This window comes from Aeribacillus sp. FSL K6-8210 (genome assembly GCF_037963925.1).
GTDB classification, from domain to species: Bacteria; Bacillota; Bacilli; order Bacillales; family Aeribacillaceae; genus Aeribacillus; species Aeribacillus composti.
The window spans coordinates 4,012,923-4,036,228 of record NZ_CP150172.1 but is presented as its reverse complement, the minus strand read 5'-3'; the positions used below and the strand labels follow the sequence as shown (position 1 = coordinate 4,036,228).

The 23,306-nt window shown below is 38.6% G+C and carries 24 protein-coding genes and 2 tRNA genes; 24 read left to right on the top strand and 2 right to left on the bottom strand.

Features of this window, described 5'->3' with window-relative positions:
* Positions 1 to 16: 16 nt before the first annotated feature.
* The 4 genes from rsmG to NSQ41_RS19465 all read left to right on the top strand — a co-directional run bounded on the left by rsmG (position 17) and on the right by NSQ41_RS19465 (position 3,660).
* A complete protein-coding gene (gene rsmG, locus NSQ41_RS19480) occupies positions 17 to 733 on the top strand; it encodes a 16S rRNA (guanine(527)-N(7))-methyltransferase RsmG (RefSeq protein WP_063387753.1) in 717 nt (238 codons plus the stop codon).
* A gap of 105 nt (positions 734 to 838) precedes the next feature.
* The gene (gene noc, locus NSQ41_RS19475; RefSeq protein WP_063387754.1) at positions 839 to 1,681 is read left to right on the top strand and encodes a nucleoid occlusion protein; all 843 of its coding nucleotides are present in this window, start codon (positions 839 to 841) and stop codon (positions 1,679 to 1,681) included.
* 370 nt (positions 1,682 to 2,051) lie between these two features.
* Positions 2,052 to 2,813, top strand: coding sequence for an AAA family ATPase (locus tag NSQ41_RS19470; RefSeq protein ID WP_063387755.1), 762 nt, complete (start codon positions 2,052 to 2,054; stop codon positions 2,811 to 2,813).
* A complete protein-coding gene (locus tag NSQ41_RS19465) occupies positions 2,806 to 3,660 on the top strand; it encodes a ParB/RepB/Spo0J family partition protein (protein ID WP_063387756.1) in 855 nt (284 codons plus the stop codon). The genes NSQ41_RS19470 and NSQ41_RS19465 overlap by 8 nt, the downstream gene beginning before the upstream one ends.
* A gap of 13 nt (positions 3,661 to 3,673) precedes the next feature.
* Here NSQ41_RS19465 and yyaC read toward each other — a convergent pair whose 3' ends face one another.
* Complete coding sequence (yyaC, locus tag NSQ41_RS19460; RefSeq protein WP_339210737.1) at positions 3,674 to 4,291, bottom strand: spore protease YyaC; 618 nt, start codon at positions 4,289 to 4,291, stop codon at positions 3,674 to 3,676.
* A gap of 250 nt (positions 4,292 to 4,541) precedes the next feature.
* On the opposite strand from yyaC, the gene NSQ41_RS19455 reads away from it, so the two are divergent.
* The 20 genes from NSQ41_RS19455 (at position 4,542) to rlmH (ending at position 22,557) form a co-directional block, all read left to right on the top strand.
* Positions 4,542 to 4,748, top strand: a complete 207-nt coding sequence (locus NSQ41_RS19455; protein ID WP_063387758.1) for a DUF951 domain-containing protein — start codon at positions 4,542 to 4,544, stop codon at positions 4,746 to 4,748.
* Positions 4,749 to 4,896: 148 nt separating this feature from the next.
* A complete protein-coding gene (gene ychF / locus NSQ41_RS19450; protein WP_063387759.1) occupies positions 4,897 to 5,994 on the top strand; it encodes a redox-regulated ATPase YchF in 1,098 nt (365 codons plus the stop codon).
* Between the two features lie 103 nt (positions 5,995 to 6,097).
* Positions 6,098 to 6,385, top strand: coding sequence for a 30S ribosomal protein S6 (gene rpsF / locus NSQ41_RS19445; RefSeq protein WP_063387760.1), 288 nt, complete (start codon positions 6,098 to 6,100; stop codon positions 6,383 to 6,385).
* A 66-nt stretch (positions 6,386 to 6,451) separates the two neighbouring features.
* Entirely contained in the window at positions 6,452 to 6,949 is a 498-nt protein-coding gene (ssb, locus tag NSQ41_RS19440; RefSeq protein ID WP_063387761.1) for a single-stranded DNA-binding protein, read from the top strand.
* 43 nt (positions 6,950 to 6,992) lie between these two features.
* A complete protein-coding gene (gene rpsR / locus NSQ41_RS19435) occupies positions 6,993 to 7,229 on the top strand; it encodes a 30S ribosomal protein S18 (RefSeq protein WP_044748995.1) in 237 nt (78 codons plus the stop codon).
* A 126-nt stretch (positions 7,230 to 7,355) separates the two neighbouring features.
* A complete protein-coding gene (locus tag NSQ41_RS19430) occupies positions 7,356 to 8,282 on the top strand; it encodes a YybS family protein (protein ID WP_339210733.1) in 927 nt (308 codons plus the stop codon).
* 36 nt (positions 8,283 to 8,318) lie between these two features.
* The gene (locus tag NSQ41_RS19425; RefSeq protein WP_339210731.1) at positions 8,319 to 10,295 is read left to right on the top strand and encodes a DHH family phosphoesterase; all 1,977 of its coding nucleotides are present in this window, start codon (positions 8,319 to 8,321) and stop codon (positions 10,293 to 10,295) included.
* On the top strand, positions 10,292 to 10,738 hold the full coding sequence (rplI, locus tag NSQ41_RS19420; protein ID WP_339210729.1) for a 50S ribosomal protein L9: 447 nt from the start codon (positions 10,292 to 10,294) through the stop codon (positions 10,736 to 10,738). Before NSQ41_RS19425 ends, rplI begins: the two co-directional genes overlap by 4 nt.
* A gap of 114 nt (positions 10,739 to 10,852) precedes the next feature.
* On the top strand, positions 10,853 to 12,223 hold the full coding sequence (gene dnaB / locus NSQ41_RS19415; protein ID WP_063387765.1) for a replicative DNA helicase: 1,371 nt from the start codon (positions 10,853 to 10,855) through the stop codon (positions 12,221 to 12,223).
* Positions 12,224 to 12,377: 154 nt separating this feature from the next.
* Complete coding sequence (locus tag NSQ41_RS19410; RefSeq protein WP_339210727.1) at positions 12,378 to 13,670, top strand: adenylosuccinate synthase; 1,293 nt, start codon at positions 12,378 to 12,380, stop codon at positions 13,668 to 13,670.
* 668 nt (positions 13,671 to 14,338) lie between these two features.
* Positions 14,339 to 14,414: transfer RNA gene (locus NSQ41_RS19405), tRNA-Lys, on the top strand.
* 104 nt (positions 14,415 to 14,518) lie between these two features.
* Positions 14,519 to 14,591, top strand: a tRNA-Phe gene (locus NSQ41_RS19400).
* A gap of 309 nt (positions 14,592 to 14,900) precedes the next feature.
* Positions 14,901 to 15,614, top strand: a complete 714-nt coding sequence (gene yycF / locus NSQ41_RS19395) for a response regulator YycF (protein WP_063387767.1) — start codon at positions 14,901 to 14,903, stop codon at positions 15,612 to 15,614.
* 2 nt (positions 15,615 to 15,616) lie between these two features.
* Positions 15,617 to 17,449: a cell wall metabolism sensor histidine kinase WalK gene (gene walK / locus NSQ41_RS19390; RefSeq protein WP_339210725.1), complete on the top strand. Its 1,833-nt coding sequence runs from the start codon at positions 15,617 to 15,619 to the stop codon at positions 17,447 to 17,449.
* Complete coding sequence (gene yycH, locus NSQ41_RS19385) at positions 17,446 to 18,789, top strand: two-component system activity regulator YycH (RefSeq protein WP_339198157.1); 1,344 nt, start codon at positions 17,446 to 17,448, stop codon at positions 18,787 to 18,789. Before walK ends, yycH begins: the two co-directional genes overlap by 4 nt.
* On the top strand, positions 18,776 to 19,591 hold the full coding sequence (gene yycI / locus NSQ41_RS19380; protein ID WP_094244808.1) for a two-component system regulatory protein YycI: 816 nt from the start codon (positions 18,776 to 18,778) through the stop codon (positions 19,589 to 19,591). Before yycH ends, yycI begins: the two co-directional genes overlap by 14 nt.
* A gap of 9 nt (positions 19,592 to 19,600) precedes the next feature.
* Positions 19,601 to 20,395, top strand: a complete 795-nt coding sequence (locus NSQ41_RS19375) for an MBL fold metallo-hydrolase (RefSeq protein WP_339210723.1) — start codon at positions 19,601 to 19,603, stop codon at positions 20,393 to 20,395.
* A gap of 120 nt (positions 20,396 to 20,515) precedes the next feature.
* The gene (locus NSQ41_RS19370; RefSeq protein ID WP_339198154.1) at positions 20,516 to 21,739 is read left to right on the top strand and encodes a S1C family serine protease; all 1,224 of its coding nucleotides are present in this window, start codon (positions 20,516 to 20,518) and stop codon (positions 21,737 to 21,739) included.
* Between the two features lie 57 nt (positions 21,740 to 21,796).
* Positions 21,797 to 21,952 (top strand): CxxH/CxxC protein, encoded by a 156-nt coding sequence (locus tag NSQ41_RS19365; RefSeq protein WP_339198152.1) that lies wholly within the window; start codon positions 21,797 to 21,799, stop codon positions 21,950 to 21,952.
* Positions 21,953 to 22,077: 125 nt separating this feature from the next.
* Positions 22,078 to 22,557: a 23S rRNA (pseudouridine(1915)-N(3))-methyltransferase RlmH gene (rlmH, locus tag NSQ41_RS19360; RefSeq protein WP_339210722.1), complete on the top strand. Its 480-nt coding sequence runs from the start codon at positions 22,078 to 22,080 to the stop codon at positions 22,555 to 22,557.
* Positions 22,558 to 22,673: 116 nt separating this feature from the next.
* On the opposite strand, the gene NSQ41_RS19355 is transcribed toward rlmH, so the two are convergent.
* Entirely contained in the window at positions 22,674 to 23,216 is a 543-nt protein-coding gene (locus tag NSQ41_RS19355) for a cupin domain-containing protein (protein ID WP_117017583.1), read from the bottom strand.
* Between the last annotated feature and the right edge of the window lie 90 nt (positions 23,217 to 23,306).

Here is a 23,306-nt window from a genome sequence, read left to right as displayed (position 1 = left end):
ACGAAAGGATAGAGCGATGGACAGTATTCAGTTTCAAACGTTGCTGGAGGAAAGAGGGATTTCACTTTCCTCACAAGCATTGGAACAATTTGAAGCATATTTTAAGCTCCTAACGGAATGGAATGAAAAAGTGAATTTGACGTCCATAACGGATCGGACAGAAGTGTATATCAAACATTTTTATGATTCTATTTCGGCTGCTTTTTTTTATGATTTTAACAGACCTCTTTCCGTTTGCGATGTTGGAGCGGGTGCTGGTTTTCCCGGCATTCCGCTGAAAATTTGCTTTCCTCATTTGCAGTTGACAATCGTTGACTCTTTGAAAAAACGAATTACGTTTTTAGAGCATTTAACTGCTCAACTAAATTTGGAAAATGTCTTTTTATACCACGATCGTGCGGAAACGTTCGGTCAAAAGAAAATATTTCGGGAATCTTTTGATATCGTGACAGCTAGGGCTGTAGCACGATTATCCGTACTAAGTGAACTTTGTATCCCGCTCGTGAAAGTAAATGGTGATTTTTTGGCATTGAAGGCTCAATCGGTAAAAGAAGAATTAAAAGGGGCAAATAAAGCGATCTCATTATTTGGCGGACAAGTCCAGACGATTCATTCCTTTCAATTGCCCATTGAAAAAAGTCAGCGCAATATCATTGTGATTCATAAACATCGTGCTACTCCGAAAAAGTATCCTAGGAAGCCCGGCACACCAAATAAAATGCCTATTGAGTAACTTGTTCGAAAATAATATTTTTTGTTTGTCATTTTTAGCAGGAAATTTGTCTAGAAAACGAGAAATTTAATAAATGCTGGTAGTTTCTAAAGGTGGTGTCAGCATATGAAGCATCCTTTTTCTCGATTATTTGGCTTTGGGGAAAAAGATGTGACGGACTTTGAAGAAGAAAAAGATGTAAAAGAAGAAATTTTGCATATTCCTGTTGATGAGATCGTCCCTAATCCATTTCAGCCGAGAACTGTTTTTTCTGAAGATAAAATTGATGAATTGGCGCAAACAATCCGAACTCATGGCATTATACAGCCGATTGTTGTCAGAAAAACGGATGAACGGTATGAAATTATTGCCGGGGAAAGAAGATGGAGAGCTGTCAAAAAACTTGGATGGATGGAAATTCCGGCTATAGTAAAAAATTATAATGATAAAGAAACCGCTTCAATCGCCTTAATTGAAAACTTGCAGCGGGAAGAATTATCAGCCATTGAAGAAGCAGTTGCTTATGCAAAATTAATTGAACTCCATCAGCTGACTCAAGAAGCGCTAGCTCAAAGGCTTGGAAAAGGACAATCGACGATTGCCAATAAACTACGTCTGCTGAAGCTCCCAAAAGAAGTTCAAGAGGCATTGTTAAACAAATCCATTACGGAACGTCATGCGCGAGCACTCATTCCTTTAAAAGATCATGAATTGCAAATTAAATTGTTAAACGAAATTATTGAAAAACAGTTAAATGTTAAACAAACAGAAGATCGCGTAGTTAAAATGTTAGACCAAAAAGAAGAAAAGCAAAAACCGAAAAGAAAAGCTTTCAGCAGAGATACGAGAATTGCTTTGAATACGATTCGGAAATCTTTGACTATGGTGGCTGAAACAGGAGTTAAAATAGATTCAAAAGAAGAAGAATTTGAAAACTATATACAATTAACGATCAAAATTCCAAAATAGGGGCAGTCTAATAAGTCGTTTTTTCGGCTTATAGGCGCCCCTTTAATGTTTTAGAAACGCTGATATATCAATATTTATGTTTTTTGTTTTCAATGAGGATTTAACTTTTTGAACTGCCCCTTTTTATTTAGAAAACATTTTGCTTCTGAAAAGACTTGTTTTTAAGCATCGTTCGACAGCAACAAATTATTTTCCGGGAAATACGACAATATTTTTATTTTTTTCGGAAAAAGAATGAACTCCTAGCATTTCCACTATAAAAAAAGAAAGTTTGTGAAAACATCCCCAAAGATATCACCTACATTTAAGCATTTTCGTGATAAAATAAAATACAATAGAACATTTGAAGTAGGAGAAAGCAGGTGACACCGTGTGTAAGATCATTTCCATAGCGAACCAAAAAGGCGGCGTTGGAAAAACAACAACTTCCGTTAACCTCGGAGCTTGCTTAGCATACACAGGAAAGCGGGTTCTATTAGTCGATATAGACCCTCAAGGTAATGCGACAAGTGGGGTTGGTATTGAAAAAGCGGATGTCGACCTTTGTGTGTATGATCTTTTAGTAGAGGATGCAGATGTAAAAAAAGTCATTAAAACAACACAGATTGAAAATCTTGATGTGATTCCAGCAACTATTCAACTTGCAGGTGCTGAAATTGAATTAGTTCCGACGATTTCCCGTGAAGTCCGATTAAAAAGAGCGCTTGAACCAGTGAAGCAGCAATATGATTACATATTAATAGATTGCCCGCCTTCGCTCGGACTTTTAACACTCAATGCGCTAACGGCTTCGGATTCGGTCATTATTCCAGTTCAATGCGAGTACTATGCTTTGGAAGGATTAAGCCAGCTGTTAAATACTATTCGGTTGGTTCAAAAACATTTGAATTCGGATTTGATGATTGAAGGTGTATTGCTGACAATGCTTGATGCGCGGACTAATTTAGGCATTCAAGTAATTGATGAGGTAAAAAAATACTTTCAAGACAAAGTGTATCAAACCATTATTCCACGAAATGTGCGGCTTAGTGAAGCACCGAGCCATGGACAGCCTATTATCCTTTATGATTCAAGATCCAAAGGAGCAGAGGTTTATTTAGAATTAGCAAAGGAAGTGGTGGCAAATGGCTAGAGGATTAGGGAAAGGAATTAATGCACTTTTTGCCAATTTAGAACTGAATAAGGAAGAAGTGGTGCAAGATATTAAAATAGGGGATTTACGTCCAAATCCTTATCAACCGCGAAAAACATTTGACCCTGGTTCGATTGAAGAGCTTAAGCAATCCATTTTGCAGCACGGAATTTTACAGCCGCTGATAGTCCGAAAGAGCATAAAAGGCTATGAAATTGTAGTCGGTGAACGCCGTTATCGAGCAGCAAAAGAAGCGAAGCTTAAGACAGTTCCGGCAGTTGTGAAAGAGTTGACAGATGAGCAAATGATGGAAATCGCTCTATTAGAAAATTTGCAAAGGGAAGATTTAACCCCGATCGAAGAGGCGAAAGCGTACCAATCGCTTTTGGAGCATTTGAACATTACACAAGAAGAATTGGCAAAACGTCTTGGCAAAAGCCGTCCGCATATTGCCAATCATTTGCGGCTCCTAAGCCTTCCACCGTTCGTCCAAACATTGATATCTGAAGGCAAGCTATCAATGGGGCATGGGAGAACATTGCTTGGCATAAAGAAAAAAGAGAAACTTGAATATTTAGTGAATAAAATTTTAAAAGAAAATTTAAATGTCCGGCAAGTAGAACAGTTAGTGCAGCAGATGAATGAAAGTGTTTCACGTGAAACAAAGAAAAAGATAGAGAAAAAAGATGCTTTTATACGTGAACAAGAATCGTTTTTACGAGAAAAATTTGGAACATCCGTTTCCATTAAGCAGCAAAAGAAGAAAGGGAAAATAGAGATTGAGTTTTTTTCGAAAGAAGATTTGGTGCGTATTTTAGAACTGTTGGATGTAAAAGTATCATCTTGATGTTGAAGAACAGCTAAAATTCAAACCCTTTTCGAAATAGCGATACGTTTGATTGTTCAGATTCCCTTATAGAATTGAAGGCATTGATCAAACTTGCTGAGATGACGTCAGCCATGCTCATAACAAGATGGAGCCTCGTATTTTGCAAAACAAAAAACTCCATAAAGCCGCTGACATTAACGATTCCGGTGATGTGCATGTCTCCGACCGCCGGAAGAGATTTGTTGACAGCTGCACCTGGCTTTAAGGGACCTTCCGCTACTTGAAAAGAACCAATGTTTTGATAGAGACCTAAACAAGCATCCACAGCAATGATGAAGGGATGTTCGAACTGATTGTTTATTGTCTCAATCGTTTCTCCTAAATTGACAGCATGAACCGGAGATTTCAAAGTCCCAAATATATGAACATGAGTTAAATTTTGTTCCATTAGCTTCGTTCCGACTATCGGACCTAACGCATCTCCTGTTGAACGATCTGTTCCAATGCATAAAACGACGATGGAATCTTGATGTTCTTTTGGTATAAGACTTCCAATTTTTAGTGATAATTTAGTAACAGCATCTGTATGATGATAAAAGATTCTTTCTTTTTCTTTTTTATAAGGGAAAAAATTTGTTTTTACATTCATCGGCCATTCACCCCCTGAAATAGTATTACCAGTATACGGAATATTTAAATTTTCTATACCTAAAAATGAATAGTGTTTATACCTTCAAACGGAATTGGCTTGATGAAAGGTACAAATCAAATACAAAACTTGTTAAAATAAATCTATCATGGCGCCATCTAAGTATAGATGGCTTTTCGCTTTAACTAAAAAGATATACTGTATGTTTGCTATAAATGGAATATTTAAGGAAGGGATGATGACGGCTTAGATGGTTAACAAGGAATTTGACCTTTATGATATTGTTGAAATGAAGAAACCTCATCCTTGCGGAGAAAATCGCTGGAAAGTGATCCGAATGGGAATGGATATCCGTATTAAATGTGAAGGTTGCAGCCATAGTGTTCTCATGCCGAGAAAAGAATTTGTAAGAAAGATGAAAAAAGTCATTGAAAAACATAGTGAGAAGCAACAATGAAAGACTGCTGCCTTAAATCGGCAGTCTTTTTTTTATAGAGCTGATCGATTTGGAGGATGAAAGCTTGTCATTTTTCTTGTTCCTATCTATAATGGGTGAAGATTAGTTGATGAGATAGTGTCCGTACAAAAAGAGGAGTGGAAAATTCATGGGATTAACTGCTGGTATTGTTGGTCTTCCGAATGTTGGAAAATCAACGCTGTTTAATGCGATCACACAAGCGGGGGCCGAGAGTGCGAACTATCCGTTTTGCACCATTGATCCGAACGTAGGAATTGTTGAAGTGCCTGATTATCGCCTGCAAAAGCTTTCAGAATTATTTAAGCCGAAAAGAACGGTTCCGACAACATTTGAATTTACTGATATCGCAGGAATTGTCAAAGGGGCAAGCAAGGGAGAAGGCCTTGGCAATAAATTTTTGTCTCACATTCGCCAAGTGGATGCAATTTGCCATGTTGTTCGCTGTTTTGATGATGAAAATATTACGCATGTTGACGGAAAAGTGGATCCGATTGCAGATATTGAAACAATTAACATCGAGTTAATTTTGGCCGATTTGGAAACAGTTGATAAACGGATCGATCGCGTTGCCAAAATAGCAAAACAAAAAGACAAGCAAGCTATGTTTGAATATGAAATTTTAATGAAGTTAAAAGAAGCGTTTGAAAATGAAAAGCCCGCCCGTTCTGTTTCATTCACGGAAGAACAGATGAAATATGTAAAACAGCTTCATTTGCTCACCATTAAACCTGTACTTTATGTAGCAAATGTTAGTGAGGAAGATATATCCTCTGGAAGTAATGAATATGTGGAAAAAGTGCGCAAATATGTTGCTGCGGAAAATGCCGAAGTAATTGTCGTATGTGCAAAAATTGAATCTGAAATGGTCGAGCTTGATTCGGAAGAAAAAGAAATGTTTTTGCAGGAGCTTGGAATTCAAGAATCTGGTTTAGATCAATTAATTAAAGCATCTTACAGCTTGCTGGGACTCGCCACATATTTTACTGCTGGGGAACAAGAGGTTCGGGCATGGACGTTCCGCAAAGGAATGAAAGCACCTGAGTGCGCAGGCATCATTCATTCTGATTTTGAACGGGGATTTATTCGGGCCGAAACAGTTTCCTATACAGACTTAATTGAGGCAGGTTCGATGGCTGCTGCAAGAGAAGCTGGAAAGGTTCGATTGGAAGGAAAAGATTACGAGGTTCAAGACGGAGATATTATTCATTTTCGATTCAATGTCTAATGTTGCGGGATCAATAAAATTTTGCTATAATTTTGGTTTGTGAGTAATGATAATTACTCCTTGCCCGAATTGGGCCGTCAAGACCAAAAGGAGGTGTAAGAGAATGAGAAAATACGAAATTATGTATATTATCCGTCCAAACATTGAAGAGGATGCTAAAAAAGAGCTAGTTGAGCGTTTTAACGGCATTCTTGTGAACAATGGTGCGGAGATTACAGAGGTGAAGGAATGGGGAAAACGCCGTCTCGCTTATGAAATTAAAGACTTCCGAGATGGTATTTACATGATTTTAAACGTTCAAGCTTCACCTCAAGCGGTTGAAGAATTTAACCGTTTGGCAAGAATCAATGAAGATATTTTACGTCATATCATTGTTAAAGAAGAAGAGTAATTTGTTCCAATATACGTGTTAAAATGGTAATATCATCTTAAAAGACATTTTAGGAGTGGTTCTGAAATGATGAATCGTGTCGTTTTGGTCGGTCGGCTTACAAGAGATCCCGAATTACGATACACGCCCAGCGGTGTAGCCGTTGCAACCTTTACATTGGCAGTTAATCGAAATTTTACAAATCAGCAAGGGGAACGCGAAGCAGATTTTATCAACTGTGTCGTTTGGCGGCGTCCTGCGGAAAACGTAGCCAACTATTTAAAAAAAGGCAGCCTTGCGGGTGTTGATGGCCGTCTTCAAACACGCAGCTATGAAGATCAAACGGGAAGAAGAGTATTTGTAACAGAGGTTGTGGCGGACAGTGTTCAATTTTTAGAACCGAAGAGTGCCGCAGTCGGGAATAATTCGGGATTTTTTGCAGGAAATCAAGGAAATGCAAATCCATATGGCGGTGCACCATTTGATCCAAACCGGAATAATCAGAACCACCAAAACTTTGACGATGATCCATTTGCTAATGATGGACAACCGATTGATATTTCAGATGATGATTTACCATTTTAACCGATTGTACGCCTAGATAAATGTAAAGAAGGGAGGAATTGTAATGGCTGGACGCAGAGGCCGCGGTAAACGCCGGAAAGTGTGCTATTTCACAGCAAACGGCATTACGCACATTGATTACAAAGATGTTGATTTGCTTAAAAAATTCATTTCTGAACGCGGAAAAATTTTGCCTCGCCGTGTAACAGGAACGAGTGCAAAATATCAACGGAAATTAACAGTTGCCATTAAACGGGCCCGTCAAATGGCATTGCTTCCTTATGTTGCAGATGATAAATAAGAAATTTCAAAGGCAGCAAGGTGAATCCCTTGTTGCTTTTTTCTTGTCCGTTAAATGAAACCATGATTTGATTGTTTAAAAAGTCTAGATTAAAATAATGGTATGAGTCTTGATTGAGGTGAGTCTGTGAAACGTACGAATGTTTTAACAGAAGGTGCTATATTCGTTGCTATTTATACCGTTTTTCTATTAATTACTTTATATGTTCCGATATTAAGCGTTATATCAATATTTTTCCTTTCGACGCCGTTTATTATTTTCGGTATCCGCCACGGAATCAAGCAGTCTTTTGTTTTATTATTAGCATCAATCGTGATGACATTTTTGGTCGGTTCCATCGTTTCGCTGCCGATTGGGCTCATGTTCAGTGTGACAGGTATCATAATGGCATACTTTTATCGTCAAAAACGGCAGCTGTTTGCGTTAATAGGCGGCACCATTTCATTGCTCATCAATTTCGTTCTTGATTATGCGTTATCAATTGTTTTTTTGGGCGTTGATCTTTTTAGTGATGTTATACAACAAACCAAGTCTTCAGTAAGGGAAACATTAGCCGCATTCCCTTCAATGGATGAAGAAATGAAAAAAACAATGATGGAGCAAATGAACGAGCAGTTTGATTTATTAATGAACTTGCTTCCGAGCATGTTTGTCATTGTGTCATTTATGTTAGCCGCGATTATACATATATTGAACATTGGAATTATAAAAAGATTAAAATTGAATGTTGGAACAATCACCCCTTTCCGCGACTGGAAATTTCCAAAAAGTATTATTTGGTATTATTTAATCGCCACTCTCCTTATGCTTATCAATTTGCCTAAAGAATCTTTCTTAAATATCGCGCTTTACAATATTGTGTTTGTTTTACAGACTGTGCTTTTAATTCAAGGGTTTTCCTTTATTTTTTATTTTTGTCATGTGAAAAAACTTTCGAAAGCAGTGCCGGTATTGATTGTAATTGGAACATTTATTTTGCCAATTCTTCTTTATCCAGTACGAATATTGGGAATCATTGATTTAGGGTTTAATCTCCGCGAAAAAATACGTTAGGCCTTGGTTCGTTCTTTTTGCAAGGAGCTGAATAAAATGCCGAGTTTTTTTGAAAAACCTTTATTCTTTTACCCGTTATACGCACTCATTGGCGTAATAGCGGCAATGATCGGTTTTCTGTTATTTTATAATTGGGTGATTGGCTGTATTATCGCAATCGTTGCAGGTTGTCTGTTGTTTTTTTTCTTTTATGCTGTTAAACGATTGAAATTGGAATTGGAACATTCTATTTCTGATTTAACGTTTCGTTTGAAAAAAGCTGGCGATGAAGTTTTTATGAAGATGCCGATTGGCATTATGCTTATCAACGATCAATTTGCCGTGGAATGGGTCAATCCATTTTTAGCTTCATATTTTAAGAACGACAAGCTGGTCGGTCGTCCTCTTGACGAAATTTCTGAAACATTAAAAGTGTTATTTCAAAAAGGGATAGATTCCGATATCGTGACTCTTCAAAACCGTAAATTTCGCGTCATTGTCAAAAAAGAAGAAAGGCTTCTTTATTTTTTTGATGAAACGGACCACACGGAACTAAAAAAGCAGTATGAAAGCGAACGGATTGTTTTAGCTTATATATTTTTAGATAATTATGATGAAATCGCACAAGGGCTCGACGATCAAAAGCGGAGCAATTTAAACAGCCTTGTGACATCCATATTAAATAAATGGGCAGTCGATAACGGTATTTTTTTAAAAAGAGTTTCCTCTGAACGTTTTATTGCGGTTTTTAATGAAAAAATTTTGGCTGAGCTTGAAAAAACGAAATTTTCTATTTTAGATGAAGTCAGAGAAAAAGCGGTTATTCAAAATGTTTCTCTCACCTTAAGCATCGGGATTGGAGCCGGCATTAAAGATCTGTCTGAATTGGGGCATCTGGCGCAGTCGAGTCTAGATCTTGCTTTAGGCCGCGGAGGAGACCAAGTTGCTATTAAACGGGGAAATGGCAAGGTTAAATTTTACGGCGGACAAACAAATCCGATCGAAAAACGCACACGCGTTAGAGCTCGAGTGATTTCCCATGCATTAAAAGAAATCATTCGTGAAAGTGATAAAGTATTTATTATGGGTCATAAAAATCCTGACATGGATTCAATTGGTTCAGCAATAGGAATATTGAAGGTGGCGCAAATCAATCATAAAGAAGGTTTTATTGTTGTAAACCATGAAGAATTCGGCCAAGGACTTCAAAAGCTTGTGGAGGAAGTAAAGAAGGACGCTGAGTTATGGTCCAGATTCATTACTCCGGATGAAGCCCTGAATATTGCAACAGATCATTCTCTTCTCGTGATTCTAGATACGAATAAACCTTCAATGGTGGCTGAACAAAAATTGCTGAGCGAAATTGACCATGTAGTAGTCATTGACCATCATCGCAGGGGAGAAGAATTTATTCAAGATCCACTGCTTGTTTATATAGAACCTTATGCATCATCTACATCTGAACTTGTTACGGAAATTTTAGTATATCAGCCTGCAGAATTTAAAATGAGTACAATAGAGGCAACTGCATTGTTGGCAGGTATTACGGTAGATACAAAATGCTTCACGCTTCGAACAGGCTCTAGAACATTCGATGCGGCGTCTTATTTGCGATCAAAAGGAGCGGATACAATCCTTGTCCAAAAATTGTTGAAAGAGGATATTCAACAATTTGTTCAACGTGCCAAGTTCATTCAAAACACAGAGATTATGAATAATGGGGTTGCAATAGCAAAAGCAGATCGAGAAGATGAATATTACGATCAAGTGATCATTGCTCAGGCAGCTGACACTCTTTTATCAATGAACGGCGTATTGGCGTCGTTTGTCATTGCGAAGCGTGATGAACATACAGTCGGTATTAGTGCTAGATCATTGGGCGATTTTAATGTTCAATTAATAATGGAAGCACTTGGAGGTGGAGGGCATTTAACAAATGCCGCGACCCAGTTGGAGCATGTTACGATAAATGAAGCAGAAAAACGATTAAAAGAAGCTGTTCAACAATATTTAGAAGGGAGAAATGAAGAATGAAAGTAATTTTTTTACAAGATGTAAAGGGGAAAGGGAAAAAAGGTGAAGTAAAAAATGTAGCTGGCGGCTATGCCCAAAATTATCTTTTTAAAAAAGGTTTGGCTGTTGAAGCGACGAGTGCCAATTTAAAACAGCTGGAAGCGCAAAAGAAAAAAGAAGAAAAAGAGGCAGCGGAAGAATTAGCGCAGGCAAAAAAATTAAAAGAACAGCTTGAAAAAATCACGGTTGAATTAAAAGCGAAAGCCGGTGAGGGCGGAAGATTATTTGGTTCTGTAACAAGCAAACAAATTGCTGATCAATTAAAAAAAGCACATAATATTCAAATCGATAAACGGAAAATTGATCTTCCAGATGCGATTCGTTCTTTAGGCTATACAAATGTTCCGATTAAGCTTCATTCGGAAGTGACGGCGACGTTAAAGGTACATGTTACAGAAGAATAATGGCAAGGAGCAATGTGGTATTATGGAAAGAAGTTGATCTTGAAGTAATGCCACATTTCTCTTTATACTTTTTGGAGAAAAAATTTATGTGTCCACGGTAAGGCGGTGATCATCTTGAATGATCTTCTGGTCAGTGATCGAATTCCACCACAAAATATAGAAGCAGAGCAGGCAGTGCTTGGGGCAATTTTTTTAGAACCTGAAGCGCTTATGTTAGCTTCCGAAATATTAGTTCCTGAAGATTTTTATCGATCCAGCCATCAAAAGATTTTTCAATCGATGTTGAGGCTTTCGGAAAAAGGAGAGCCCGTCGATTTAGTAACTGTGACAAAAGACTTGGCGGATGCGAAAATTTTGGAAGAGGTTGGCGGGGTTTCTTATTTAAGCGATTTAGCGGGATCCGTTCCTACAGCAGCAAATATCGAATATTATGCGAAAATTGTTGAAGAAAAATCGATATTGAGAAGACTTATACGAACAGCAACGGCTATAGCTCAAGAAGGCTATAATCGGGAAGACGATGTGGAAACACTTTTAACAGAAGCCGAAAAAAGCATCATGGAAGTGGCGCAGCGGAGAAAAGCCGGATTGTTTCAAAACATTAAAGATATTCTTGTTCGAACATACGATAAAATTGAAATGCTCCACAATCGCAAAGGGGAAATTACAGGAATTCCTACAGGCTTTTCCGAATTGGATCGTATGACGGCCGGTTTTCAGCGAAATGATTTAATTATCGTAGCGGCCCGCCCGTCTGTCGGTAAAACTGCATTTGCCTTAAATATCGCTCAAAATGTTGCGACGAAAACGGACGAAAATGTAGCGATTTTTAGCTTGGAAATGGGTGCGGAACAGCTTGTCATGCGTATGCTTTGCGCAGAAGGAAACATAGATGCCCAAAATTTGCGAACGGGAAATTTAACCCCGGATGATTGGGGAAAGTTGACGATGGCAATGGGGAGTTTATCAAATGCCGGCATTTATATTGATGATACACCTGGCATAAGAGTGAGTGATATTCGCGCCAAGTGCAGACGGTTAAAACAGGAAAAGGGCCTTGGTTTAATTATCATAGATTATTTGCAATTAATTCAAGGAAGCGGGCGGAATCGGGAAAACCGCCAGCAGGAAGTTTCGGAAATATCAAGATCTCTTAAGGCTTTGGCACGTGAATTGGAAGTGCCGGTCATCGCATTATCCCAGCTTTCACGAAGCGTCGAGCAGCGTCAAGATAAACGCCCGATGATGTCAGATATTCGGGAGTCCGGTAGTATTGAGCAGGATGCAGATATCGTCGCCTTTTTATACAGAGATGATTACTACAATACGGAATCAGAAAACAAAAATATTATTGAAATCATTATAGCCAAGCAGCGGAACGGCCCTGTAGGAACTGTCCAGCTTGCATTTGTAAAAGAATATAATAAATTTGTAAATCTTGAAAGGAGATATGAAGACGATCATATTCCTCCTGCTGTCTCTTGATGAGGCAGTTGTTTTTTGTAAGTATCTTATATAACACGAACAAAATATTTAATAATAAAGTGAACGTTCGGATTTTATTGACTCTACTTGCTACAATTGGTAGAATAAACTTGTTTCTTTGTATTGGATTTTTGGTGAACACGGAGGTGCACACATGTCATCAGTTGTTGTTGTTGGTACACAATGGGGGGATGAAGGAAAAGGGAAAATAACCGATTTCCTTTCTCAAAATGCGGAAGTGATCGCCCGTTACCAAGGTGGAAACAATGCTGGCCATACAATCAAATTTAACGGTGAAACATATAAACTGCATTTAATCCCATCCGGTATTTTTTATCAAGATAAAATTTGTGTCATCGGAAACGGAATGGTTGTCGATCCTAAAGCGCTGGTAGAAGAGTTGAACGGTTTGCATAAACGGGGAATTCAAACAAATAATCTGCGAATTTCCAACCGCGCTCACGTCATTTTGCCTTATCATTTAAAATTGGATGAAGTGGAAGAAGAACGAAAAGGAGCCAACAAGATCGGGACGACGAAAAAAGGAATAGGTCCAGCCTATATGGATAAAGCAGCCCGTATTGGCATCCGCATCGCTGATTTATTGGATCGTGAAGTCTTTGAAGAAAAATTGAGAAGAAATTTAGAAGAAAAAAATCGCCTGTTTGAAAAAGTATACGAAGTTGAAGGGTTTAAACTGGAAGAGATTTTAAATGAATACTACGAGTACGGCCAACAAATCAAACAATATGTATGCGACACATCTGTTGTGCTGAACGACGCGCTTGATGAAGGACGCCGTGTTTTATTTGAAGGCGCTCAAGGTGTTATGCTTGATATCGATCAAGGTACATATCCTTTTGTTACATCTTCCAATCCAGTAGCAGGCGGTGTGACAATTGGAGCAGGTGTAGGTCCTACGAAAATTAAACATGTTGTCGGCGTATCAAAAGCTTATACAACTCGTGTAGGAGACGGTCCGTTTCCGACAGAGCTCCACGATGAAATTGGCGATCAAATTCGTGAAGTTGGACGGGAATATGGTACAACAACAGGACGTCCGCGTCGAGTGGGCTGGTTTGACAGCATTGTTGTTCGCCATGCGCGCCGGGTAAGCGGAATAACTGATTTATCTTTAAATTCCATCGATGTATTGACAGGAATCGAAACATTAAAAATATGCATCGCCTACAAATACAAAGGTGAAATTTTAGAAGAATTTCCAGCAAGTTTAAAAGTACTTGCACAGTGCGAACCTGTCTATGAGGAATTGCCGGGTTGGAAGGAAGACATTACGGGGGCAAAAAGCTTGGACGATCTTCCTGACAATGCACGCCATTATGTTGAACGGATTTCCCAGTTAACAGGTATCCCACTTTCCATCTTTTCAGTTGGTCCAGATCGTTCACAAACAAATGTTGTCCGCAGTGTATACAGTCCAATATAATAAACTTGGAGGGATCGGCTGTTCCCTCTTTTTTTTGTGAAATTAAAAAAAATCGTTGTTTTGTCCCTCTAGAAATGATATTATTATACACGTCTTGAGAAAAATGAGCGTATTGGCTCCGAACTGTTCGCACAATGCATCCAACATCCTCGAAAAAGCTAGAAGAGGAAGGGACATCTGACAAATTTTAAAATGGATTAGAAGAAAAAAAATTTTATGAGCCATTAGCTCAGTCGGTAGAGCAACGAGCAAGGCTTCATCGAATAGGCGACGAGTTGTCCCGACGCATCCAACATCCTCGAAAAAGCCGGAAGAGGAAGGGACATCTGACAAATTTTAAAATGGATTAGAAGGAAAAAATTTTTTATGAGCCATTAGCTCAGTAGGTAGAGCAACGAGCAAGGCTTCATCGAATAAGCGACGAGTTGTCCCGACGCATCCAACATCCTCGAAAAAGCTAGAAGAGGAAGGGACATCTGACAAATTTTAAAATGGATTAGAAGGAAAAAATTTTTTATGAGCCATTAGCTCAGTTGGTAGAGCAACGAGCAAGGCTTCATCGAATAGGCGACGAGTTGTCCCGACGCATCTAACATCCTCGAAAAATCAGGAAGAGGAAGGGACATCTGACAAATTTTAAAATGGATTAGAAGGAAAAAATTTTTTATGAGCCATTAGCTCAGTTGGTAGAGCATCTGACTTTTAATCAGAGGGTCGGAGGTTCGAATCCTCCATGGCTCACCATTACAATCGAGAAATATTATACAAGCTGCCTCACATTCGAGAATCCACATATATGAAAGGCTTGAGAGAGGGAAAAAGAGTTCGCATTCTTGAAAACTTTATACGGCTCGGTAGCTCAGTCGGTAGAGCAAAGGACTGAAAATCCTTGTGTCGGCGGTTCGATTCCGTCCCGAGCCACTTCATACGCACGGTTTATCCGTGCTATTTTTGGCTATAAGTAAGTTAAACCAAAATTGGTAACATTTGTGGTTGTAAATAGAAATTTGATTTCTCATCTCAAGCTGTTACAATAAGATAAAAATTGATATAATAGGTTTGATAGGAATTTACAGGGGTTTACTCTAAGTTCCAAAACCTATTGAATTTAAGACCTCTAGCAATAGCTAGGGGTTTTCTGCTTGTTTTTTCCATTTGTATTGAAAGTTGATGATGAGATGAATGTAATCGTGGTAAAGTAAAGTTAATAGATCAAAAGGGGAGAAAATGATGGAAAATAAAAAAATATTAGTTGTTGATGACGAAAAACCAATTGCAGATATATTAGAGTTTAATCTTAAAAAAGAAGGTTTTGATGTATACTGTGCTTATGATGGAACAAGCGCGATTGAAATGGTGGAAGAAATTAAACCTGACTTGATATTGTTAGATATTATGCTTCCCAGCAAGGATGGAATGGAAGTGTGCCGGGAAGTTCGAAAAAAATATGAAATGCCGATTATTATGTTGACTGCGAAAGATTCAGAAATCGATAAAGTGCTTGGTCTGGAGCTTGGTGCTGATGATTATGTGACAAAACCATTCAGCACAAGAGAGCTCTTGGCAAGGGTAAAGGCAAATTTACGAAGACAGCAAACAAATGCTGCAAGGGAAGCGGCTTCTGAACAGTCGGAAATTCAAATCGGCTCTCTCGTTATTCATCCTGATGCATATGTCGTTTCAAAACGGGGAGAAACGATCGAGCTTACTCATCGTGAGTTTGAATTGCTTCACTATTTAGCGAAGCACATTGGACAGGTCATGACCCGAGAGCATTTGCTGCAAACCGTTTGGGGATATGACTATTTCGGAGACGTCAGAACTGTAGATGTCACGGTTAGAAGACTTAGGGAAAAAATTGAAGACAACCCAAGCCATCCAATATGGATTGTGACAAGAAGAGGGGTAGGTTATTATTTGCGCAATCCTGAACAGGAGCAGTGAACATGTATAGCAGTCGAGTGAGTTTTTTACGTTCGATACATTTTAAAATTGTGCTGATCTATGTGCTTCTGATTATTTTGGCTATGCAAATCATCGGTATTTACTTCGTTAAGGAATTGGAATCTTCTCTTATAGAAAATTTTAAATCTTCCCTTTCGCAGCGGATTGATTTGCTGGCTTACCAGATTGAGCAAGCGATGACGAATGAAGAAGTGGACGAATCATTGAATATGGAAGATGAGATATCTGCTATTTTGCAAGATTTTAAACGGGAGGAAATTCATGAAGTTCGCGTAGTGGACCAAGATGCGCGTGTCATCGGGACATCTGATTACAACAAAGATGTGATCGGGAAAAGAACAACTGAAAATATGATTAAACGGACTTTAATCGTCGGTTCGCCTGAAAGCAATATTTTGCTTGATCCGCAAACGAAGCATCGAATGTACGTATCAGCGACTCCGATCGTCACAGATTATAAACGAGAAACAATTGGCGTTGTTTATGTCGTTGCCTCAATGGAGGAAGTTTTTTCACAATTGCGGACGATTAACAAAATTTTTGCAACAGGCACAGGGATGTCCCTTCTTATTACCGCGGCGCTAGGAATTTTTCTTGCCCGCACTATAACCCGTCCGTTGTCAGATATGAGAAGGCAAGCGTTGGAGCTGGCAAAAGGGAATTTTTCCAGAAAAGTAAAAGTGTATGGAGAAGATGAAATTGGACAGCTTGCATTAACATTCAATCATCTCACGGAAAAATTGGAGGAAGCACAGGAAACAACTGAAGAAGAGCGCAGAAAGCTGGCGTCTATTATTACTCATATGACAGAAGGTGTCATAGCCACAGATCGGCATGGAAAAGTAATTGTCATGAACAATCCGGCCCATGAAATGTTGAATGTTTCACGTGAAACAGCCTTAGGAAAATCAATTGTGGAGCTTTTAGATTTAACGGATGAATGTACTTTTGAAGATTTAGTGAACCAGCAAGAACCGATGCTGTTAGATTTCAGCACAGAGGAAAAACCGTATATATTACGAATCAGCTTTTCTACAATACAAATTGATGAAGATCATATTAACGGATTGATTGCTGTAGTTTACGATGTAACAGAGCAGGAACGAATCAACCAAGAGCGGCGTGAATTTGTCGCAAACGTTTCTCATGAGCTGCGGACGCCGCTTACTACAATGCGCAGTTATTTGGAAGCATTGGCGGAAGGGGCTTGGAAAGAAGAAACGATCGCGCCAAAATTTTTACAAGTGACGCAAAACGAAACGGAGCGGATGATTAGGCTGGTTAATGACTTGCTCCAGCTATCAAAACTAGATAGTAAAGATTATCAATTAAATAAAGACATGGTGAATTTCACAGACTTTTTCCATAGAATTATTGACCGTTTTGAAATGTCTAAGCAGCAGCATGTCACATTTGTACGAAACATTCCGAAAAAAAGCCTTTATGTAGAAATTGAACCCGATAAAATTACGCAAGTGCTCGATAATATTATTTCCAATGCATTGAAATATTCTCCTGAAGGCGGAAAAATCTCTTTTCAAGTAAAAGAACAAGTTGACCATATTGAAGTCAGTGTAAAAGATGAAGGCATTGGAATTCCGAAAGAAAGTGTGAAAAAAATTTTTGAACGTTTTTATCGTGTTGATAAGGCTAGATCACGCAAAATGGGCGGAACCGGTCTAGGTCTTGCAATTGCAAAAGAGATGGTGGAAGCACACGGAGGAGAAATTTGGGTGGAAAGTGAAGAAGGAAAAGGCACGACTGTATTTTTCACATTGCCATATGAACAGAACCAAGAGGATGATTGGCTATGAACCGGGAAACGATAAAATCCATTATTTTAACATTTTTAGTGCTGACAAGTTTATTCTTCACCTGGAATATTTGGACATATCAGCCAAACTACGGGGAAATTTCGAACTCCAACTATATTGAAAACAACCCGTTAAGCAATGTAACAAAAAAGCCTTATGAAGTCGTGCAGCCGGATCATATTATGATTCATGAAAAAATAAAACATTACGCAACTTATGACGAAATCGTCATCGAAAGAATTTGGAAGGATATCCGTCAGTGGGAGCTAGAAGAATTCAAAAATATTTCTGGAGAGATTGAAAAGCAATATGGTTTTAATCAATGGATAAACAGGGAAATACATAATTCAACCCCTAACTTTGAAGTTATTTTTAACGACTCGATTCCGATGTCAGCCCTCTTATCAATAACCGACTGGACGGATGAAGAAGATTTCAATATAGAATTTGATCGGATTTACATTCCTCTGACAAACGAGAAAGCGAACCGAAAGCTTTATTTAGTCGACTACGAGCATAAATATGTTGTAGAAGCACAGGTGAAAACCGCTTTAAGCAATTTGTGGACGGAAGTGTATAAAGAAAAAGAAAGCTTTGAAAGCTACGTGTTTTGGAACGGATTATTTTTGCCTGAAAAGCCGTTTCCGATTCATCGCCTTCAATATTTTACAAAATCAATGAGCGGTGAGCAGTTTAAAAATGCATTGTTTAGTGATCCAAGTTATGTAAAACGGGATGTCAATGCTTCCGAATTTGTGTATACAGACAGCTCCCGTCAGCTTGTCATCAACGAAGATAAAGAAAGGGTTGTTTACGTTAATCCGACAATTGACCAGTCTTTAACGACGGAAAAAGGAAAATTGATCTTGCAGAGCATTGATTTTTTGAACAAACATGGCGGTTGGCTGTCAGGATTAAATGATTATCGCTTCGAAAAAACGGATCAAGAACAGAAAATTTATTTTCGTCTAACGGTTCGAAATTTGCCAGTATTTTCGTTCAGCGATTCGCATTATTCGATCACGACGATTATGCAAAGCTGGGGAAAGAATGATATTGCCTTATATCAGCGTCCGTTATTTTATTTGGATGGTTTTATCCGGGAAGATAAAACGACTTTACCTAAAGCAGCAGATATAATTGAAGCTATTAAGGATAATCCAAGCATTGAAGCCGACAAAATAAAACGTATTTTTCCCGCTTATGACATACAACAGTCGTCACGGCAAAATATCGTAAATTTGGAGCCGATATGGTGCATTGAACTCGAAAACGATAAATATCAAAGGCTGAATGTGAAAAAAGCGGGTAAAGGAGGGGAAGGTATTGGATTGGAGTAAAACGAAAACGGTGTTTATTATTGCCTTCCTGATCCTTGATATTTATTTAGCTTTTCAGTATGTTGAAAAAATCAAAAGCTCCAAATATGATATGATCACGAAAACGACGATTGAAGAGCAGTTTGCAGCGGAAAATATACAATTTGGGAAGCTTCCAAAAGAAGTAATAGAAGGTTCTTATATAACGGCAGAAAGCAAAATATTTAAGGAAGAAGAAATCGAACAACTGAAAAATCAAAAGCCGATGCTGCCTGATGAGGAGTTGACTCGTTCGGTAACAAAGCTTCGGATGAGTTTTGACAAACCGATTCCAATTGTAGGAGAAAGTATCGAAAATAAGATCAAGCAAATTTTAACAACACAAATCATTGCGGGCAGTCAATACAAGTTTTGGCGCTACAGCAAAGAAACAAGGGAAATTATTTGTCTGCAGGAATACAAAGGAAAAATTATTTTTCAAGATGTAAGTGATGGAATCGGTATGATTGTCTTTTATTTAAATGATAAAAATGAAATTGTGTCTTATCAGCAAACATTGCTAGAAGATATAAAAGAATTGGAGAAGCAGGAAATATTGCCTGCGATTAAAGCATTGGAAGCTCTTTATGAAAAAAATGATTTGAAATCTAACAGTAAAGTAACCGATGTAGAATACGGATATTACACACAATACCCGCTGTCGGAACAGCAAATTTTGGCTCCGACATGGCATGTAGTTGTCAATAAAACAGAAGATTATTATGTGAATGCATTGGAAGGTCAGGTCATTAAACCGGAGAAAGAGAATAATAATTTGGAGTGAGTGAAGGAAATGAGCCTTAATTTCAGTGTTCTTGCGAGCGGCAGCACAGGGAATGCCATTTATGTAGAAACAGATGAACATTCCCTGTTAATCGATGCAGGATTAAGTGGTAAACAAATGGAAAATTTGTTTCAAGAAATTCAACGGGACATAAAAAATTTAAGCGGTATATTAGTCACCCATGAGCATAGCGATCACATCAAGGGACTTGGAATTTTAGCGAGAAAATACGAAATTCCGATTTTCGCGAATGAAAAAACGTGGAAAGCAATGGAGAGAGAAATCGGCGAAATTCATTTAGAACAAAAGTTTACTTTTGAAATCGGCGAAACGAAATCGTTTGGAAGTTTAGAGGTTGAATCATTTGGCGTTTCCCATGATGCAGCAGAACCAATGTTTTTTGTGTTTCACCACCGTGGAAAAAAACTAGCGTTAATTACTGATACTGGATATGTAAGCGACAGAATGAAAGGGATCATACGCGGTGCAAATGTTTTTATTTTTGAAAGCAACCATGACGTAGAAATGCTGCGAATGTGCCGGTATCCTTGGAATGTAAAACGAAGAATTTTATCTGATGTTGGACATGTTTCAAATGAAGATGCTGCACTTGCTATGGCTGATGTCATTGGCGACAAGACGAAACGAATTTATTTGGCGCATTTAAGTAAAGAAAATAATATGAAAGAGCTCGCACGAATGTCTGTCCAGCAAGTATTAGAGAAAAAAGGATTCGTTGTCGGAGAACAATTTGAATTATATGATACAGATCCAAAGAAACCGACGCCTCTCGTAGCTGTTTAAATGTTTGAATTTCCCCATCGTTGGGTATGTTAATGTTGTCATATATTTTTCCTGCCAGCTCGCGTTATACTATAATAATGTAGATAAAATCATTCGTCATCGGAAAGGAATGATGAGGCGATGGGATATTATGATGATGATTTTGAACGGTATAATAACAGAAAACAAAGGGGAAACTGGGGCGGATCATTATTGGCTGGGTTAATCGGAGCCGTGTTAGGCGCGTTATTAGTTATTTTCTCCCTTCCAGCATTAGCACAATTCAATATTCTTCCATATAATCTGAACATCAGTCCAGAGCAAACTGAGGAAGGGGAAACAGGAAATGTCCAAGGGCCAGTCAAAACAGTAAATGTAAATGTGAATTCAGCAGTTACAGAAGCAGTTAATAAAGTGAGTGATGCGGTTGTCGGAGTCGTCAATATTCAGCAAGTAAGCTTCTGGGATCAAACACAAGAGGGAGAAGCAGGAACAGGATCAGGGGTCATCTACAAAAAGGAAGGCGATAAAGCCTATATTGTAACAAATCATCATGTTGTAGCCGGAGCGCATCAATTGGAAGTTGTATTAAACGACGAAACACGCATTCCCGCTGAACTTGTCGGCAGTGATCAGCTGATGGATTTAGCAGTATTGGTTGTGGATGCAAAGCATGTTAAGAAGGTTGCTGAATTCGGCAATTCGGACACAGTCAAACCGGGTGAGCCGGTGTTGGCAATCGGAAACCCGCTCGGCTTGCAATTTGCTGGGTCTGTTACACAAGGGATTATTTCTGGAACAGAACGGACCATTCCTGTTGATATTGATGAAAACGGAACAGTGGATTGGCAGGCGGAAGTGCTGCAGACGGATGCCGCGATTAATCCAGGAAACAGCGGCGGAGCACTTGTGAATTTAGACGGGAAAGTAATTGGAATTAATTCCATGAAAATTGCTGAATCCGCGGTGGAAGGAATCGGACTGTCTATCCCAATTAACATTGCAATTCCGATTATTAATGATCTTGAAAAATTCGGCGAAGTGAAGCGTCCATATATGGGAATCGGTCTTCAGTCTCTTGAAGACATCCCAAGCTATTATTGGGAAGAGGCATTAAATTTGCCAAAGGGCGTTAAAAACGGCGTGATTGTGATGAGTGTTGAGCCGATGTCGCCAGCTCAACGCGCAGGTTTGAGAGAGAAGGACGTAATTATAGAGCTTGCTGGGAAAAAGGTTGAAAATGTTCTCCAGCTTCGAAAGCAGCTATACAGCCAAAAGGTTGGAAGCACAGTGGAAGTAAAATTCTATCGAAATGGCGAGTTGAAAACAGTGAAGCTGAAGCTCGTTGAACAAAAATCTTTTTAAAGAACAGGAAGGCGGAATCAGCTTTCCTGTTTTCATTATGGGGTAGGAGGATTATAAATGTATTGCTGCGAGGATCATATTGATTTAGCAATCGACATGTATGTAGACCAGTATGAAATAGCACCAAATATTCAAAAAATTGAATTTAATCACAGCTTATCCACAACCTGTGAATTGTGCAAAAAAACCGCAGTATATATAGTTGGGAACTGATTTTCGGACACGAAATATAGAGGTATTCATCCACAATTGTGGATAAAATCTGTGGAATATTTGTTATTTTATGTGGGAAATAGTTATCAACATGTTGATAAAATAAAAAAGGGGAAATATGAAAGTTGAACATTCAAATTATAGCGATTGGGAAGCTGAAGGAAAAATATTTAAAGCAGGGAATCGACGAATATTTAAAGCGTCTTTCATCGTACGCAAAAGTTGACATCATTGAACTTCCTGATGAAAAGGCTCCTGAACAAATAAGCCCGCAGGAAATGGAACTAATCAAAAACAAAGAAGGCGAACGAATTTTAGCCAAAATCCCGTCCGATGCATACGTCATCGCCCTTGCCATTGAAGGCAAGATGAAATCCTCGGAAGAGTTCGCACATAGTATAGATAAACTGGCCACATACGGAAAAAGCAAAATCGCCTTTCTAATCGGAGGCTCTCTCGGCTTAAGCAAAGAGGTAATGAAACGGGCGGACGAAGCCCTCTCCTTTTCCAAAATAACCTTCCCCCACCAGCTCATGCGCCTCATTTTGCTCGAACAAATCTATCGGGCATTTCGGATTATGAGGGGGGAGCCTTATCATAAGTAAAGGAGGTTTAAAAAAGGCTACCTAAAATTTGTTTAATGGCTTCACCTCATAAATGAAAAACTAAAAAATAAAGCTTTGAGACTTTTCCTTCTCAAAGCTTTTATCGCTTTTCACAGTTAATACCAATACTGCATTCTTTCCTCAACCATCGCTTCTTGTTTCGTTCTATGAACTGTTCCATGAGGATGATGAGGCGGTGCATAAATGGAATAGAGTTTTAGAGGGACATTGCCAGTGTTAATGACATTATGCCATGTTCCAGCTGGTACAAATATAGCTGTATTTTCGTTCACTCTTCTTTCAAAATCAAGACGATCTTTCCTCTTACCCATTCGAACAATTCCTTTCCCCTGTTCAATGCGTAAAAATTGATCAACATCAGGATGTATTTCTAATCCGATATCTTCCCCAGGGTTAAGGCTCATTAATGTCACTTGCAGGTGATTCCCTGTCCATAGAGCAGTTCGATAGTTTCTATTTCGTCTTGCTGCATTTTTAATATTAATTGTGAAAGGGTTAGGTCCATAGTCTCTTAATCTTAGAGTTGGCGTGCGATAATCGTTTTGAACAGTGGGGTACCAGTAATCGTATGGCGAGATTTGATGATTGAAGGTCACATTTCCGTTTGGATTAGGCATGAAATAAGGTACAAAATACATGTTCTCCTTCCTCTCTGTGTAATGAATTCACCTAATACACACCTTATGCGGAAGGAACGAAACTGACTAGGACATATACCTATTTATTAT